Origin of the sequence: Pseudomonas sp. W15Feb9B (assembly GCF_000828175.1) — a bacterium.
Lineage (GTDB): Bacteria > Pseudomonadota > Gammaproteobacteria > Pseudomonadales > Pseudomonadaceae > Aquipseudomonas > Aquipseudomonas parakoreensis.
On the sequence record NZ_JTKF01000048.1, the window covers coordinates 1 to 14,074 of the forward strand.

At 63.0% G+C, this 14,074-nt stretch carries 10 protein-coding genes and 1 pseudogene; 1 reads left to right on the top strand and 10 read right to left on the bottom strand.

The window, feature by feature from the left end; all coding sequences use genetic code 11:
• Window positions 1-100: 100 nt before the first annotated feature.
• From OC71_RS23055 to OC71_RS23065, 3 genes are all read right to left on the bottom strand, one after another.
• The gene (locus tag OC71_RS23055; protein WP_041073757.1) at window positions 101-2,734 is read right to left on the bottom strand and encodes an excinuclease ABC subunit UvrA; all 2,634 of its coding nucleotides are present in this window, start codon (window positions 2,732-2,734) and stop codon (window positions 101-103) included.
• A gap of 178 nt (window positions 2,735-2,912) precedes the next feature.
• A complete protein-coding gene (locus OC71_RS23060) occupies window positions 2,913-5,024 on the bottom strand; it encodes a PAS domain-containing sensor histidine kinase (RefSeq protein ID WP_041073759.1) in 2,112 nt (703 codons plus the stop codon).
• 135 nt (window positions 5,025-5,159) lie between these two features.
• Window positions 5,160-5,849: a GntR family transcriptional regulator gene (locus OC71_RS23065; protein ID WP_041073761.1), complete on the bottom strand. Its 690-nt coding sequence runs from the start codon at window positions 5,847-5,849 to the stop codon at window positions 5,160-5,162.
• Window positions 5,850-5,868: 19 nt separating this feature from the next.
• Between OC71_RS23065 and OC71_RS28835 the strand changes: the two are divergent.
• Window positions 5,869-5,967: pseudogene (locus tag OC71_RS28835) on the top strand (hypothetical protein); the annotation flags it as partial.
• A gap of 121 nt (window positions 5,968-6,088) precedes the next feature.
• On the opposite strand, the gene OC71_RS23070 reads toward OC71_RS28835, so the two are convergent.
• The 7 genes from OC71_RS23070 to lexA all read right to left on the bottom strand — a co-directional run bounded on the left by OC71_RS23070 (window position 6,089) and on the right by lexA (window position 13,814).
• Window positions 6,089-6,748, bottom strand: a complete 660-nt coding sequence (locus OC71_RS23070; RefSeq protein ID WP_041073763.1) for a DUF799 domain-containing protein — start codon at window positions 6,746-6,748, stop codon at window positions 6,089-6,091.
• Entirely contained in the window at window positions 6,745-7,113 is a 369-nt protein-coding gene (locus OC71_RS23075; protein WP_003225593.1) for a DUF4810 domain-containing protein, read from the bottom strand. The genes OC71_RS23070 and OC71_RS23075 overlap by 4 nt, the downstream gene beginning before the upstream one ends.
• A gap of 29 nt (window positions 7,114-7,142) precedes the next feature.
• Window positions 7,143-7,829, bottom strand: a complete 687-nt coding sequence (locus tag OC71_RS23080; RefSeq protein WP_161794917.1) for a CsgG/HfaB family protein — start codon at window positions 7,827-7,829, stop codon at window positions 7,143-7,145.
• A gap of 253 nt (window positions 7,830-8,082) precedes the next feature.
• Window positions 8,083-11,160 carry an error-prone DNA polymerase gene (locus tag OC71_RS23085; protein WP_041073767.1) on the bottom strand — a complete coding sequence of 1,026 codons (3,078 nt, stop codon included), beginning with the start codon at window positions 11,158-11,160 and terminating at the stop codon, window positions 8,083-8,085.
• Window positions 11,157-12,572: a DNA polymerase Y family protein gene (locus OC71_RS23090; protein WP_041073768.1), complete on the bottom strand. Its 1,416-nt coding sequence runs from the start codon at window positions 12,570-12,572 to the stop codon at window positions 11,157-11,159. Before OC71_RS23090 ends, OC71_RS23085 begins: the two co-directional genes overlap by 4 nt.
• 7 nt (window positions 12,573-12,579) lie before the next feature.
• Window positions 12,580-13,197: a translesion DNA synthesis-associated protein ImuA gene (gene imuA, locus OC71_RS23095; protein ID WP_041073771.1), complete on the bottom strand. Its 618-nt coding sequence runs from the start codon at window positions 13,195-13,197 to the stop codon at window positions 12,580-12,582.
• Window positions 13,197-13,814 (bottom strand): transcriptional repressor LexA, encoded by a 618-nt coding sequence (lexA, locus tag OC71_RS23100; protein WP_041073773.1) that lies wholly within the window; start codon window positions 13,812-13,814, stop codon window positions 13,197-13,199. Before lexA ends, imuA begins: the two co-directional genes overlap by 1 nt.
• Window positions 13,815-14,074: the final 260 nt, after the last annotated feature.

Genomic DNA, 14,074 nt, shown 5'->3' on the forward strand with positions numbered 1-14,074 from the left:
GCCAGCTCCCACAAGGTTTTTGTTGATCACCAGCCTTGTGCACACCGCAGAACTGGTGTGAGCCAGCCTGCTGGCGATGGGGTCAGTCGGAACACCCGGGCTATCGGCTCAAGGCCCGGGCCAGAAACGGCGCGGTCCGGCTCTTCTTGCTCGCTGCGACTTTCTGCGGTGTGCCGGCCACGACAATCCGGCCGCCCTGATCCCCGGCCCCCGGGCCGATGTCGATCACCCAGTCACTCTGCGCTACCACGCGCATTTCATGCTCGACCACGATGACCGTGTGCCCTGCCGTCACCAGATTGTCCAGTTGTTCCAGCAGCCGATCGACATCCCGCGGATGCAAACCGGTGGTCGGTTCATCCAGCACATACAAGGTCGCGCCGCGCTGATTGCGCTGCAGTTCGGTTGCCAGTTTGATCCGCTGCGCCTCGCCACCGGACAGCTCGGTGGCCGGCTGCCCGAGCCGCAGATAACCGAGGCCGATGTCTCGCAGCACCTCCAGCGAACGGCGAATTGTCGGTTGTTCGCCGAACACCTCGACCGCCTCATCCACGGTCAGTTGCAGCACCTGCGCAATGCTCAGGCCTTGCCACTGAATCATCAACGTCTGTGGGTTGTAGCGCGCGCCATGACAGGTCGGACACGGTGCATACACGCTCGGCATGAACAGCAACTCAACGCTGACAAACCCCTCACCCTCGCAGGTCGGGCAACGGCCCTTGGCGACGTTGAAGGAGAACTGCCCGGCGTCGTACCCCGCCGCCCGCGCCTCGGGGGTGGCGGCGAACAGTTTGCGGACGTTGTCGAACAGCCCGGTGTAGGTCGCCAGATTCGAACGCGGCGTGCGGCCAATCGGCTTCTGATCGACCTGCACCAGTCGTTTGATCGACTCCAGCCCTGAAGTCACCTGACCGCTGCTGGCCTGCGGCGCGTCGTCTTCGAGACTGAGCTCTTCCGGCGCCTCGTCAATCACCGGCCGCCCGAGTTGCGCACCGACCAGTTCGAGCAACGCCTGACTGACCAGGCTCGACTTGCCCGAACCGGAAACCCCGGTGACCGAGGTGAAACAGCCCAGCGGAAATTCAGCGCTGAGGTTGTGCAGGTTATTGCGGCTGATGCCATCGAGTTTCAGCCAGCCGCTCGGCTTGCGCGCCGTACGGATCGGCTGCTGGCTCTCGGCAAACAGATAGGCGCGGGTCTGCGATTCGTCGATCTCGGCCAAGCCTGCTGGCGGGCCGCTGTACAACACCTGCCCGCCCTTCTCGCCCGCTGCCGGGCCAACATCGATCAGCCAGTCGGCGCGGCGCATGGTTTCCAGATCGTGCTCGACCACAAACAGCGTATTGCCGTCAGCCTTCAAGCGCTGCAAGGCTTCGAACAGCGCCTCGCCATCGGCTGGGTGCAGGCCGGCGGACGGCTCGTCGAGCACGTAGATCACGCCGAACAGTTGTGAGCCCAATTGCGTCGCCAGGCGCAGGCGCTGCAGCTCGCCGGACGACAAGGTCGGCGTGCTGCGCTCCAGCGCCAGGTAACCAAGGCCCAGATCGGTCAGGGTGCTCACCCGTTCCAGCAAGTCCTCGGCAATGCGTTGCGCCGCCAGACGCTTTTCCAGCGACAGGTTCGGCGTGTGGCGTACGTCCGGCGCGCTGGCGTGGCCGCTGGCACCGTGGGCGACGCGTTGCTGACGCGCCTCGCGGGTTTGCGCATGGCTGAGGGTTTCACCGCTTTCCTCGGCCGGTTCCAGGTACGTCGCCGCAGCCACGGGCTTCAATACTTCGGCGACTTGCAGCAATGGCATCTGCGACAACTCGCCAATGTCGTAACCGGCAAAGGTCACCGACAACGCTTCACGCTTGAGGCGCTTGCCGTCACACAACGGGCACGGGCTGCCGAGCATGAATTGCGCAACGCGCTTCTTCATCAGCGCACTTTGCGAGTGGGTGAAGGTGTGCAGGATGTAACGGCGGGCGCCGGTGAAGGTGCCCTGATAACTCGGTTCCATCTTGCGTTTGAGCGCGACCCGGGTTTCCTCCGGGGTCAGCCCGGCGTACACCGGCACGGTGGGCGTTTCTTCGGTGAACAGAATCCAGTCGCGCTGTTTTTTCGGCAGCCTCTTCCACGGAATGTCGACGTCGATGCCCATGGTCACAAGAATGTCGCGCAGGTTCTGCCCTTGCCACGCCAGTGGCCAGGACGCCACCGCGCGCTGGCGGATGGTCAGGTTCGGATCGGGCACCATCAGCGCCTCGGTCACTTCGTAGACCCGGCCAAGGCCGTGGCACTCAGGACAGGCGCCCTGCGGCGTGTTCGGTGAAAAATCCTCGGCATAGAGCATCGGTTGCCCCGACGGATAACTGCCGGCGCGGGAATACAGCATGCGGATCAGGCTGGACAACGTGGTCACGCTGCCCACCGACGACCGCGTACTCGGCGTACCGCGCTGTTGTTGCAAAGCCACGGCGGGCGGCAAGCCTTCGATGGAATCGACATCCGGCACTCCGACTTGATCGATCAGGCGCCGCGCGTACGGCGCCACCGATTCGAAATAGCGCCGTTGGGCTTCGGCGTACAAGGTCGAAAAGGCCAGTGACGACTTGCCCGAACCGGAAACGCCAGTAAACACCACCAGCGCATCGCGGGGGATGTCGACGTCGACGTTCTTCAGGTTGTGCTCACGGGCGCCACGCACCCGGACCATGCCGGTAGGTGCTTTGGAATTACGCTTGGAAGTCATTGGCGGGCCTTGATCGGAAAATGTGAGTCGAACACAACACCTGTGGCAAGGGAGCTTGCTCCCGCTGGGCTGCGAAGCGGCCGCAATCCAGACAAATCAACCCGGCAGGTAAACCGCGGTTCCCGGGTTTACGACTGCTGCGCAGCCGAGCGGGAGCAAGCTCCCTCGCCACAGAGAATCAGGCACTGAGCACCGATCGAATCATCTGCAACAGTGACTCCGGGCCATACGGTTTGCTCAGCAAGTGCGTGTCCGGACTCAACTGGTGGTTGCGCGAAATGATGTCGCGGGTGTGGCCAGAGGTGAACAGCACCGCCACCGGCGGTACCTGCACCTTGGCCCATGCCGCCAGATCGGAGCTTTTGATCAGCCCCGGCATCACTACGTCGGTAAAAATCAGATCCACTTCGATACCTTCCAGCAGCCTTTGCATCGCCACGTCGCCATTGCCGGCGGTCAACACTCGATAACCCTCTTCGCGCAGCAATTCCACGGCCGAGGCGCGCACCGCGTCGTTGTCTTCGACCACCAGGATGGTCTCGTGGCCGCCGCCCTGTTGCTTGTCGATACTCGGTGTCTCATCAAGGACCGGACGCAGGCTGCGCGGAAAGTACAGTTGCACCCGCGTGCCTTCGCCCACGGTGCTGTCGATCTCGACATGGCCACCACTTTGTTTGACGAAACCGAACACCATGCTCAAACCGAGCCCGGTGCCCTGGCCGTCAGCCTTGGTGGTGAAGAACGGCTCGAATACCTGCTCAAGCATTTGAGGCGCAATGCCGACGCCGCTGTCGCTGACCATCACCCTTACAAAATCGCCGGCGACGATGCCTTTGCCTGCGCAAAAAGTGCTGTCCAGCCGCGTATTGATGGCGCTGAGGACAATCGTGCCCTCGCCTTTCATCGCGTCCCGGGCGTTGATCGCCAGATTGAGAATGGCGTTTTCCAGCTGATTGCGGTCGACGTTGATGTGCCACGGTTCCTGCGGCAATTGCACGTCGATCTGAATGGTTTCGCCCAGCGCACGCTGGAGCAATTCGCCGACGCCGTCGAAGATCTGCCGCGGATCGCACACCGCCGGCGACAACGGTTGGCGCCGGGCAAAAGCGAGCAATTGCGACGACAGTTTCGCACCGCGTTCCACCGCTGCCAGCGAGGCGGTGACCCGGCGTTGCACGTTGGCATTGTCCGGCTCATGCCGTGCCAGCAAATGCAGGTTGCCGGCAATCACTTGTAGCAGGTTGTTGAAATCGTGGGCCACGCCGCCGGTGAGTCCGCCGATGGCTTCAAGTTTTTGCGACTGGCGCAATTGCTCTTCCGCCGCCAGCCGGGCATCCACTTCACTGGCCACCCGCTGCTCCAGGTTGCGCGTGAATTTGAGCAGGGATTCTTCGGCGATCTTGCGTTCATGGATGTCGATCAACACCCCGGGGAAACGGAGCGGCGTGCCTTGCTCGTCAAACTCGCATGCGCCACTGGCAAGCACCCACAGATAGCTGCCGTCGGCCCGTAACACGCGGTACTCGGCGTTGTACGGCTCGCCGGTGTGCAGCGAATGATTGACCCGGTCCTGCACCCACGCCAGGTCATCCGGGTGAATCCGCGACTCAGTCAAGGATTGCGGCAGGTTGCTCAGATCCTGCTCTGGCGGATACGAAAACGTGCGAGCGAAACGCTCGTCCGCCGACAACACATTGTTCTTCACATCCCAGACAAACGAGCCGAGCAACGCCCCGGCATTCAGTGCCAGACGCACCCGTTCGTTATCGGCGCGATAGGCGTCTTCAGCGGCCTGACGCAGCTGTTCGGAGCGCACTAGCTCGGTGGTCTCGACCACCATCGCCATCACCCCGGAAGGCACGCCATCATCGTTGGCCACCGGGCTGTAATACAGATCCATCCAGACATCTTCAGGCACGCCATCGCGTAACAGCACCAGTTCCTTGTTGCGGTAGGACAAAGTGCCGCCCGCCAGACAGGTGTCGACCACGTGCCGGTTGAACTCGGCGACTTCCGGCCACCCCAGTTCCACGGGTGCACCCAGCAGATACGGGTGGCGACCACCGGCAAACTGCGAGTACGCGTCGTTGTAGATCATGTACCCGGCGTGGCCCCAGAGCATGACCATCGGCAAGGGCGAAGCCAGCATCAATTGCACGGTGCTGCACAGGCTGGCAGGCCAGGTGTCGAGCGGGCCGAGTTCGGTGTGGCGCCAGTCGAACGCGCAAATGCGTTCGGCCATCTCGCCTTTCCAGCCGTCACAACCGTGGCTATCGGATAAAAACTGCATCGATTGACTCGGTGTCCTGTGGTGTTTGCCCGATATATCGCAACGCTGAACGAACGCAGCGCCCCTGTGTTTCGAGCGCCGTCGGTCGCATTGGTTTCATTGAAGGTATAGCCGATTTCTCGCGGCGCCCCGGGTTCAGACCCCGATCAGGTGTTTGAGCGGATGGTAGCCAGTTTTCATCTTCGCAGCGACGTCGAGAATCGCCTTTTCGACGCCATTGAGGTGCAGGCAGGTCAGCTCGATGGCGGCGTTCTGGTCGCCTGCCTCGATGTATTCGATCAGGCGCAGATGTTCGTTGTCGCGGCAGGCTTCGTGGCTGTCGTCATCCAGTGCGGCAACGTACAGCGAGGCGCGGGAAATCAGCTTCTGGAACCAGTCCAGCAGCACCGGATTATTGAGGCTGCGCGCCAGTTTGATATGGAACTCGCCGAGCAGATGGATCAGTCGTTCATGATCGCCGGCGGCGTGGGCTTCATCTTCCAGCAACAGATGTTTGCGCAGGTCTTGCATCGCCGCGGTGTCCTTGCGGCGGCACAGCTCGGTGACGATGCCGATCTCGATCAGCCGCCGGGTTTCGAACAGCGAGCGGATCTCTTCATCGCTGGGCAAAGACACCGACGCACCCTTATTGGGCTCGGTGGTGACCAGGCCATCAGCCTCCAGTTGCTTGAGCGCAGCGCGCACCGACGTACGGCTGACATTGAACAGTTCGGCCAGCGACGCTTCACCCAACTTCATCCCCGGACGCAGCGAACGCTTGCTGATCGCCTGGTAAACCCCTTGGTAGACGCGGTCGACCGTGGTTTCCAGTTTCTTCTCGGTCATTCGAACACTCCTTTAGCCTCAGGCAAACACGGTGTTCCAGAGTTTTGCGCTGTTTGCTTCGATAAGTGTGGCGCAGGATATCGCCTTTGGTGGCGAGATGCAGGGGATGAATCGCAAGTCAGGGGGGGTCAAGTGAGCGGGAGGCCGTCATGATGCAAAAAGATCGCAGCCTGCGGCAGCTCCTGCATTTGGGATGCGTTTCCCTGTAGGAGCTGCCGCAGGCTGCGATCTTTTGATCTTCAGTCGGTACCGTACTTGGGCGAACGCGGACCGTACAACAGACCGGCGTGCTGACCGGCCGACAACAGACGATTGCTCGCCACACCGGCAATCGGATACCCGGCGTCGGTCGAACTGTTGATCACCTGTTTCACTGCGGCGGTAATCAGCATGCCGACCAGACCGCCACCGCTGTTGTTGCCGCCCTCTTCGCTCGACGCCCGCGCCGAACCGGTCCACAGCGTGGTGCCGGACTTCAGGTCCACCAGTTTGGCGGTGGCGGTCACCGCGGTTTCGCTGCTGATGACCATGTAACGCGTACCGTACTCGGTCACGGTGATGTACAACGCAGCGTCGGCGCCGAAGATTTCCTTCAGTTTGTTCGCCGGAGCCTGATGGATATCATCCGGCGTAGTCAGACCGTTCTGGCGGAAGGTTTCGTCCACCAGCGCGATCGGCAGTACGTAGTAACCGGCTTCAGCCAGTGGAAACGTCACTTGCGACAACAGGCTGTACGAGGCTTTCACGTCCGGCGAGGTGTTCAGCGGCGGCAGCACCAGAATGGTCTTCGGCCGTGCCTGCTTGTACGCCGAATAGTCGACGGTTTTCGGCGCAACACAGCCACCGAGTACGGTCAGGGCCAAACCGGCGGCCAGCAGTTTCAGGCTGCGCGAGATCATTTGGCGTCTCCGGTCTTGGCGTTTTTAAGCAGAAAATCCATGTATGGGCCGGACTCGGGGAACAGCGCTTTTTCGGTGCGGAACTGCTGCACCATCTGATCGTCCTTGCCCATGCTCAGGTACAGCAGCCCAAGATGCGCGTGGTAGCCCGGCGGCACAGCCTTGCCGGTGGAACGGATCTTTTGCAGATCGCGCTCCAGCACTTCGGCCTGGGCTTCTTTCGGCTCTTCGCCTTTGAAGTATTCGTAGACCTGCGGTTGATAGTCTTCCCACTGGTACAGGGTTTTCGGGCTGCTGCAACCGGCCAGCAAGGCGCTGGCGGCCAGCGTCAGGGCCAGCAGCGACCGCGACAAAGTCAGATTCATGGGGTGTTGCTCCTTGCAATAAATAACGATCAGTTAGCCGGTTTCCAGGCACCGGCGTTCATGCCATCGACCAGACGATTGATCGCCTCGCGCATGGCCAGATCGAGGACTTTGCCGTTGAGGGTGGAGTCGTACGCGGCGGTGCCGCCAAAACCGATGATTTCGCGGTTAGACAAAGCGTACTCGCCGGCGCCCTGCGTCGAATACACCACTTCGGAGGTGCTGATGTTGACGATGTTCAGGTTGACCTTGGCGTAGGCGACCTGGGTCTTGCCACGGCCGAGAATACCGAACAGTTGGTGGTCGCCGGTTTCCTTGCGGCCGAACTCGGTGACGTCACCGGTGACCACGTAATCGGCGCCCTTGAGGCGCTGGGCCTGGCCCTTGATCGCGGCTTCCTGCTGGATCTCGCCCATGTTGTCGCGGTCCAGTACCGAGAAACGGTTGGTCTGCTGCAAGTGCGTGATCAGGATGGTCTTGGCCTGGCCGCCGAGACGATCGACGCCGTCGGAGAAGATCCCGCGCATGTAGCTGGAGCGGTTATCGAACTTGCCCACCGCCATCGGTACGCGAACGCCGGTCCAGACTTGCGTGGCGCTCTCGACCTTGGCCACCGGCAGTGCGCGGGAGCTTTCGGTGGCGCAGCCGGCAAGGGAGCCGGCGATAGTGCCGAGCACGGCAATCGCAACGCCTGAGACCAACATCCGGGAGATCATTCTCACTGTGCATTCCTTCTGAAAAAACGGTGTGTCCCGGCACGGCAAAGCGGTGGGGAGCAGGAAAAGGGGCGGCATTATGACAAAGTGCCATCATTCGCGACAGATTTTTTTGACGCCAATGAATTGGCTGATCTGAACGACACAAATACCCCGTGTAGGAGCTGCCGCAGGCTGCGATCTTTTGACTTGGCTTTTTAAAATCAAGATCAAAAGATCGCAGCCTGCGGCAGCTCCTACAGGGGGATCGGTGTTAGTGGAAGTCGCGGCTTTGTACGCGGATGCCATCGAGCAGCGGACTCAGATCGCTCAGCCGCCCGGCGATCAGGTGCCGCACTTCGCCCTCACGCTCCCAGCGGCCGTCAACCTTGAGCAGTTGCGAGCCGACCAGCACCTGACGCTGACGCTCGGCCAGATCGCGCCAGACCACCACGTTGACGTTGCCGAACTCGTCTTCGAGGGTGACGAAGGTTACGCCGCTGGCAGTGCCCGGTCGCTGACGCCCGGTGACCAGCCCGGCGATGCTCACTGGCCGACCGTGTTCCACGTCCAGCAACTCCTGTGAACTACGGCAACGCCGGGCCTTGAGTTCGCCACGCAGCAACGCCAACGGATGCGGCCCCAGGGTGGTGCCAAGCGTCGCGTAATCGGCCTGCAAGTCCTCGCCGACACTCGGTTTGGGCAGCAGCACATCGGGCTCTTCCTGGCTCGGCAAGCCGGCAAACAGTCCCAGCTGTTTCTGCACCCCGGCCACTTCCCAGCGCGCGCGATGCCGATGCCCGGCCATCCCGCGCAACGCCCCGGCATCCGCGAGCAACGCCTGGGCCCGACTGTCGAGCGCGGCCCGTTCGCCCAGGTCGGCGACATCGGCAAACGCTCCCCGCGCCCGCGCCGCCTCAATGCGCCGCGCATCGTCCTCGCGAAAGCCCTTGATCATCCGCAGGCCCATGCGGATCGCCGGTTGCGCGCCGCTGATCGGTTCCAGGCTGCAATCCCAGTCGCTGGCACGCACGTCCACCGGACGGATCTGCAATTGATGGCGGCGCGCGTCCTGAAGGATCTGATCCGGGCTGTAGAAACCCATCGGCCAGCTATTGATCAGCGCACAGGCGAACGCCGCCGGTTCGTGGCACTTGAGCCAGCAACTGGCGTAGGTCAGCAAGGCGAAACTGGCAGCGTGGGATTCGGGAAACCCGTAACTGCCAAACCCCTTGATCTGCTCGAAGATCTGCGCGGCGAATTCCGGGGTGTAGCCGTTTTTCTTCATCCCGGCAGCCAGACGCTCCTTGTGCGGCTCCAGCCCGCCGTGGCGTTTCCACGCGGCCATCGAGCGACGTAACTGATCGGCCTCACCGGGGCTGTAGTCGGCGGCGACGATGGCGATCTGCATCACCTGTTCCTGAAACAGCGGCACGCCGAGGGTGCGCTTGAGCACCACTTCCAGCTCCGGCGAGGGATAGGTTTCCGGCTCTTCCTTGTTGCGGCGACGCAGGTACGGATGAACCATCCCGCCCTGAATCGGCCCCGGGCGGACGATGGCGACCTCAATCACCAGGTCGTAGAACTTCGCCGGCTTCAGGCGCGGCAGCATCGACATCTGCGCCCGCGATTCGATCTGGAACACGCCGATGGTGTCGGCGCGGCTGATCATCTCGTAGGTCGGTTTGTCTTCAGCAGGAATCGTCGCCAGGCTCAGGTCCAGATGCCGATGCCGACGCAGCAAGTCGAAGCAGCGACGGATCGCACTGAGCATGCCGAGGGCGAGGATATCGACCTTGAGCAGCCCGACCGCGTCGAGGTCGTCCTTGTCCCACTGAATGATCGTGCGCTCGGCCATGGCCGCGTTTTCCACCGGCACCAGCGTGTCCAGCGGCTGTTCGGAAATCACGAAACCGCCGGGGTGCTGCGACAGGTGTCGGGGGAAGCCGATCAGTTGCCCGGTCAGGCTCAGCACCCGACGCAGCACCGGGCTGTCGGGGTCGAAGCCGCCTTCGAGCAACCGCGCCAGCGGCGGTGTTTCATCGCTCCAGTGACCGCAGCAATCGGCCAGCGCATTGATCTGATCCGGCGGCAAGCCCAAAGCCTTGGCCACGTCACGCACCGCACCGGCGGCGTGGTAAGTGCTGACCACTGCCGTCAGCGCTGCCCGCTGGCGACCATATCGGCGAAACACGTATTGCAGGACTTCTTCGCGGCGTTCGTGCTCGAAATCCACATCAATGTCCGGCGGTTCGTTGCGCTCCTTGGACATGAAGCGTTCGAACAGCAGTGTGGTGCGATCCGGGTCGATCTCGGTGATGCCCAAGGCAAAACACACCGCCGAGTTGGCCGCCGAGCCGCGGCCCTGACAGAGAATCCTTTGCTCGCGGGCAAAGCGCACCACGTCGTGCACGGTGAGGAAGTAGCTTTCGTAGCCGAGTTCGGCGATCAGTTTCAGTTCATCGTCGATTTGCTTGAGCACTTTGGCCTGCGGCCCTTTTGGCCAGCGCCAGGCAATGCCTTCTTCAGTCAGTTGGCGCAACCAGGAGCTGCCGGTATGCCCCTGCGGCACCAGCTCTTTCGGGTACTCATAGCGCAACTCGCCAAGATCGAAGGTGCAGCGCCGCGCCAGTTGCACCGAGGCGTCGAGCAACGCTTGCGGATACAGCTCGCGCAACACGTCGAGGCTGCGCAGATGGCGCTCGCCGTTGGGGTGCAGGCGCAACCCGGCCTCGGCCACCGGGACGTGATGGCGGATCGCAGTCATGGTGTCCTGCAAAGCGCGCCGGCCACGGGCGTGCATGTGCACATCACCGCTGGCCACGGCGGCAATCTGCAGCTGCTCGGCCAGACTCAGCAGCGCCGCCAGCCGGCGCTGATCGTCCTGACCGCGATGCAACTGCACCGCCAGATACAGGCGCTCGCCGAAAGTCTGTTTCAGCCAGCGCCCCTCATGCACGTCATCGACGCTGTCCGGCACCCACACGATGAACAATCCCGGCAGCGCCTCGCTGAAATCCTCGCGCAACACCTGGTACTGGCCCTTCTGCGTGCGCCGCCGAGCCTGGGTAATCAAGCCGCACAAGGTTTGATAGCCCGCCAGATTCTCCACCAGCAGTATCAGTTTCGGGCCGTTATCGATACGGACTTCACTGCCGATGACCAGCGGCAGCTCCACTGATTTCGCCGCTTGCCAGGCGCGGACGATCCCGGCCAGCGTGCATTCGTCAGTGATCGCCAGCGCCTGATAACCGTGTTTTTTTGCCCGCTGGAACAGTTCAAGGGCGCTGGAGGCACCGCGCTGGAAACTGAAGTTCGACAGGCAATGCAGTTCGGCATAACCATCGCTCATGCAAACCAGCCCTGCAGCCACAACGGACCGCCCTCACCCACCGCCCGATAGGCCCAGCCCTGCTGACCGGCGCGGTTCTGGATCAGGTAGTAATCGCGGCGCACATCGTCCCCGTCCCACCAGCCGGATTCGATGCGCTCCGGACCCATGAGAATTCGCGCCGAACCTTCGGGCACGCTTTGCGGTTCGCCGAGCAACCAGCCCGGACGCTGCACGCTCGGCAAACCGCTGCAACGCTGTTTGTCGACAGCGTTCTGCCACGCACATTCGGGGCGGTGGTCGGCCTGAAAGCGCAGACCCTGCACCGCGTCATCGCCGAGCCGTGCGCGCAGGCGTTCGCGCAACTGCTCCCAGGGCAAGGTCTGTTGCGGACGGTCATCGAACAGTTCCTGAAACTGCGGCACAAAACTCGGCAGGTCTTCGGCACGCAGACGAAAACCGCGCACCGGGGCCTCGACCTGGACTTGCTCCAGTCGCCCGCGGGCCAGTTCGAAGAGCATCGCCGGATCGCGCTCGGCGCTGAGCAGGCCGACCTTGATCAGCGTGTCCGGCAGCCCGGCGTGCTCCAGATGCAGGTCGAAACGCTGCACGCCGCTGTCACGTCCGCAGAGGAACGCCGACAGGTCAGCGGTCAAGCGGCGTAACGGGAACAGCAGCGCCTGATGCGACTGCACGTCGAAATTGAGTTCAATGCGCACATCGAAACGATCCGGCGGCAGATAGAACGCCAAGGCCAGCGGACGCGCGCCAAACAAGGTGTCGAGGTGTTTGAGCATCGACGCTTCGAAACGCCGGGCCAGGGCCTGACGTGGCAGGCTTTGCAGCTGGTTCAGGTGGCGCAGGCCCATGCGCGTCAGCGCCGTGGCGACTTGCGGCTCCAGCCCGACACGGTCGAGGGGCAACTGCCCGAGGTGATGTTGCAGAGCTTCGCCGTCCGGTACGACGAGACCGTCGTAGGCGTTGGCCAGCACCCGCGCCGCCACCGGATTCGGTGCGGCGACGATGCGATGACGGAAACCCAGCTCGGTCAGCTCCTTGCGCAGCCGCGCTTCGAACTGCGCCCAGGAGCCGAACAGGCCCAGGCTCGACTCGATCTCGAACACCACGGTACGCGGATAATGCACGCTGACCTGGGCGCTGAACCGATAGGCCCACGCGGCGAGAAATTGCTGCCAGTGTTCGACCTCGGCCAGGTCGTAATCGGCCGTGGCAAAGCCTTTGCACAAGGCTTGTGCGGCGGTCATCGACTGGCCGGCACGCAGCCCGAGCTGGCGCGCCGCTGCATTCACCGCTTGCAGCACCCGGCGCTGGGCCGGGCCGCTGAGCAGTACCAACGGTTCATCGGGATCGGCACGCTGACGCAACACCGCGTCGAGGGCCAATTGCGGGAACAGAATACACACCCAGCGCATGACGACCTCAGTGCCCCACGGCAAACGCAATCGGTGCCGTGCGCGCCAGTCCGCCCCGGCATTTGAGCACGCGCAACTGGGCCGGTCTGGCATCGATGGCAATGCGCAACGCCGCCGGCGACGGGTTGACCGCCTCGCTCAGCGCACGCCAGGCAAACGCCAGGGTCTGGCCGGTTTCCGCCGCCACCTGCAAGCGCCGCAACGCACGATCATCGGCCTTGTGCGGCCAGCACAGCACCGCGCCGCAACTGCCCGAACGCAGGCATTGTTCCGCCGCCCACAAGGCATCGCGTTCGCTGGCCTGAATCACCGACAACTGGCGCAGATCGACCCCGGCGTTCGCCCACGCCTGCGGGTACGGCACGAACGGTGGCGCCACCAGCACGATGCGCTCGCCCGCTGCCGACAACCGCGCGAGCGTCGGCCACACCAGTTGCAGTTCGCCAACCCCGGGGCCGGCCAGGAGGATTTCACTCAGCGCCGCTTCCGGCCAGCCGCCGCTGGGCAATGCCGCATCGAGGGCTGCATGCCCGGTGGGTTGCGGGCTGGCCGCCGGCGGCGCAGGCCGGCCCTTCCAGACCTGGCCGCCATTGAACAGCGTATCGAGTGCAACGACGGCGCCCATCAGCCTTGCCTCACCAGACCGCAGAACACCCCTTCGATGGCCAGGTCCTGATCGTCGCGCACGACAATCGGCTGGTACGCCGGGTTGCGCGGCAGCAGCCGAACCTCATCGCCTACGCGCTCGAAGCGTTTGATTGTCACTTCACCGTCGAGGCGCGCCACCACGATCTGGCCGTTGAGCGCCTCGGGATTGCGCTTCACCCCCACCAGATCGCCGTCGAGAATGCCGTCCTCGATCATCGAATCGCCCTGCACCCGGAGCATGTAGTCGGGCGCACGGGAGAACAGCACCGGGTCGAGCATCAAGCGGTTATGGATGTCGGCATCGGCACCGATCGGCGCACCGGCAGCCACTCGGCCGAGCACCGGAATGTCCAGTAGCTCCGGCCGCGCGGGTTGCCCGAGCAGGCGAATGCCCCGGGCCTGGTGCGGATTGACCTCGATAAACCCGGCTTCGGTGAGCGCCAGCACGTGCTTGCGCGCCACGCTGCGCGAGGCAAAACCAAAAGCCTCGCTGATTTCAGCGAGGCTTGGGGGCTGACCGTGTTCGGCGATGCGTTCGCGGATAAAGGTCAGGATGGCGGTACGGCGGGGAGTGAGATTGGTCATGGAGTACATTTGTACTCCTGTGGGATTTTACTGACAAGCACCGCCAGTCGGCCTGCGCTGGCGATCCACAAAAATCAAGAGATCGCAGCCTCGTTTCACTCGGCAGTGCCTACAAAAAAGGAGGCGACTCGGGGACTGTGTAGGAGCTGCCGCAGGCTGCGATCTTTTGATTTTAAAAAGCAAGATCAAAAGATCGCAGCCTGCGGCAGCTCCTACAGGGGAACGGGGCTTCAGTTGAGGCCACGTTCGGCGAGGAAGGCGGCGATGTA

Excerpts from the sequence above, each read along its gene's own strand:
- OC71_RS23060 (WP_041073759.1), bottom strand. The coding sequence starts at position 5,024 with ATGCAGTTTTTATCCGATAGCCACGGTTGTGACGGCTGGAAAGGCGAG.
- OC71_RS23075 (WP_003225593.1), bottom strand. The coding sequence starts at position 7,113 with ATGAATCTGACTTTGTCGCGGTCGCTGCTGGCCCTGACGCTGGCCGCC.
- imuA (WP_041073771.1), bottom strand. The coding sequence starts at position 13,197 with ATGGGCGCCGTCGTTGCACTCGATACGCTGTTCAATGGCGGCCAGGTC.
- OC71_RS23055 (WP_041073757.1), bottom strand. The coding sequence starts at position 2,734 with ATGACTTCCAAGCGTAATTCCAAAGCACCTACCGGCATGGTCCGGGTG.
- OC71_RS23070 (WP_041073763.1), bottom strand. The coding sequence starts at position 6,748 with ATGATCTCGCGCAGCCTGAAACTGCTGGCCGCCGGTTTGGCCCTGACC.
- OC71_RS23065 (WP_041073761.1), bottom strand. The coding sequence starts at position 5,849 with ATGACCGAGAAGAAACTGGAAACCACGGTCGACCGCGTCTACCAAGGG.
- OC71_RS23085 (WP_041073767.1), bottom strand. The coding sequence starts at position 11,160 with ATGAGCGATGGTTATGCCGAACTGCATTGCCTGTCGAACTTCAGTTTC.
- OC71_RS23090 (WP_041073768.1), bottom strand. The coding sequence starts at position 12,572 with ATGCGCTGGGTGTGTATTCTGTTCCCGCAATTGGCCCTCGACGCGGTG.
- lexA (WP_041073773.1), bottom strand. The coding sequence starts at position 13,814 with ATGTACTCCATGACCAATCTCACTCCCCGCCGTACCGCCATCCTGACC.
- OC71_RS23080 (WP_161794917.1), bottom strand. The coding sequence starts at position 7,829 with ATGATCTCCCGGATGTTGGTCTCAGGCGTTGCGATTGCCGTGCTCGGC.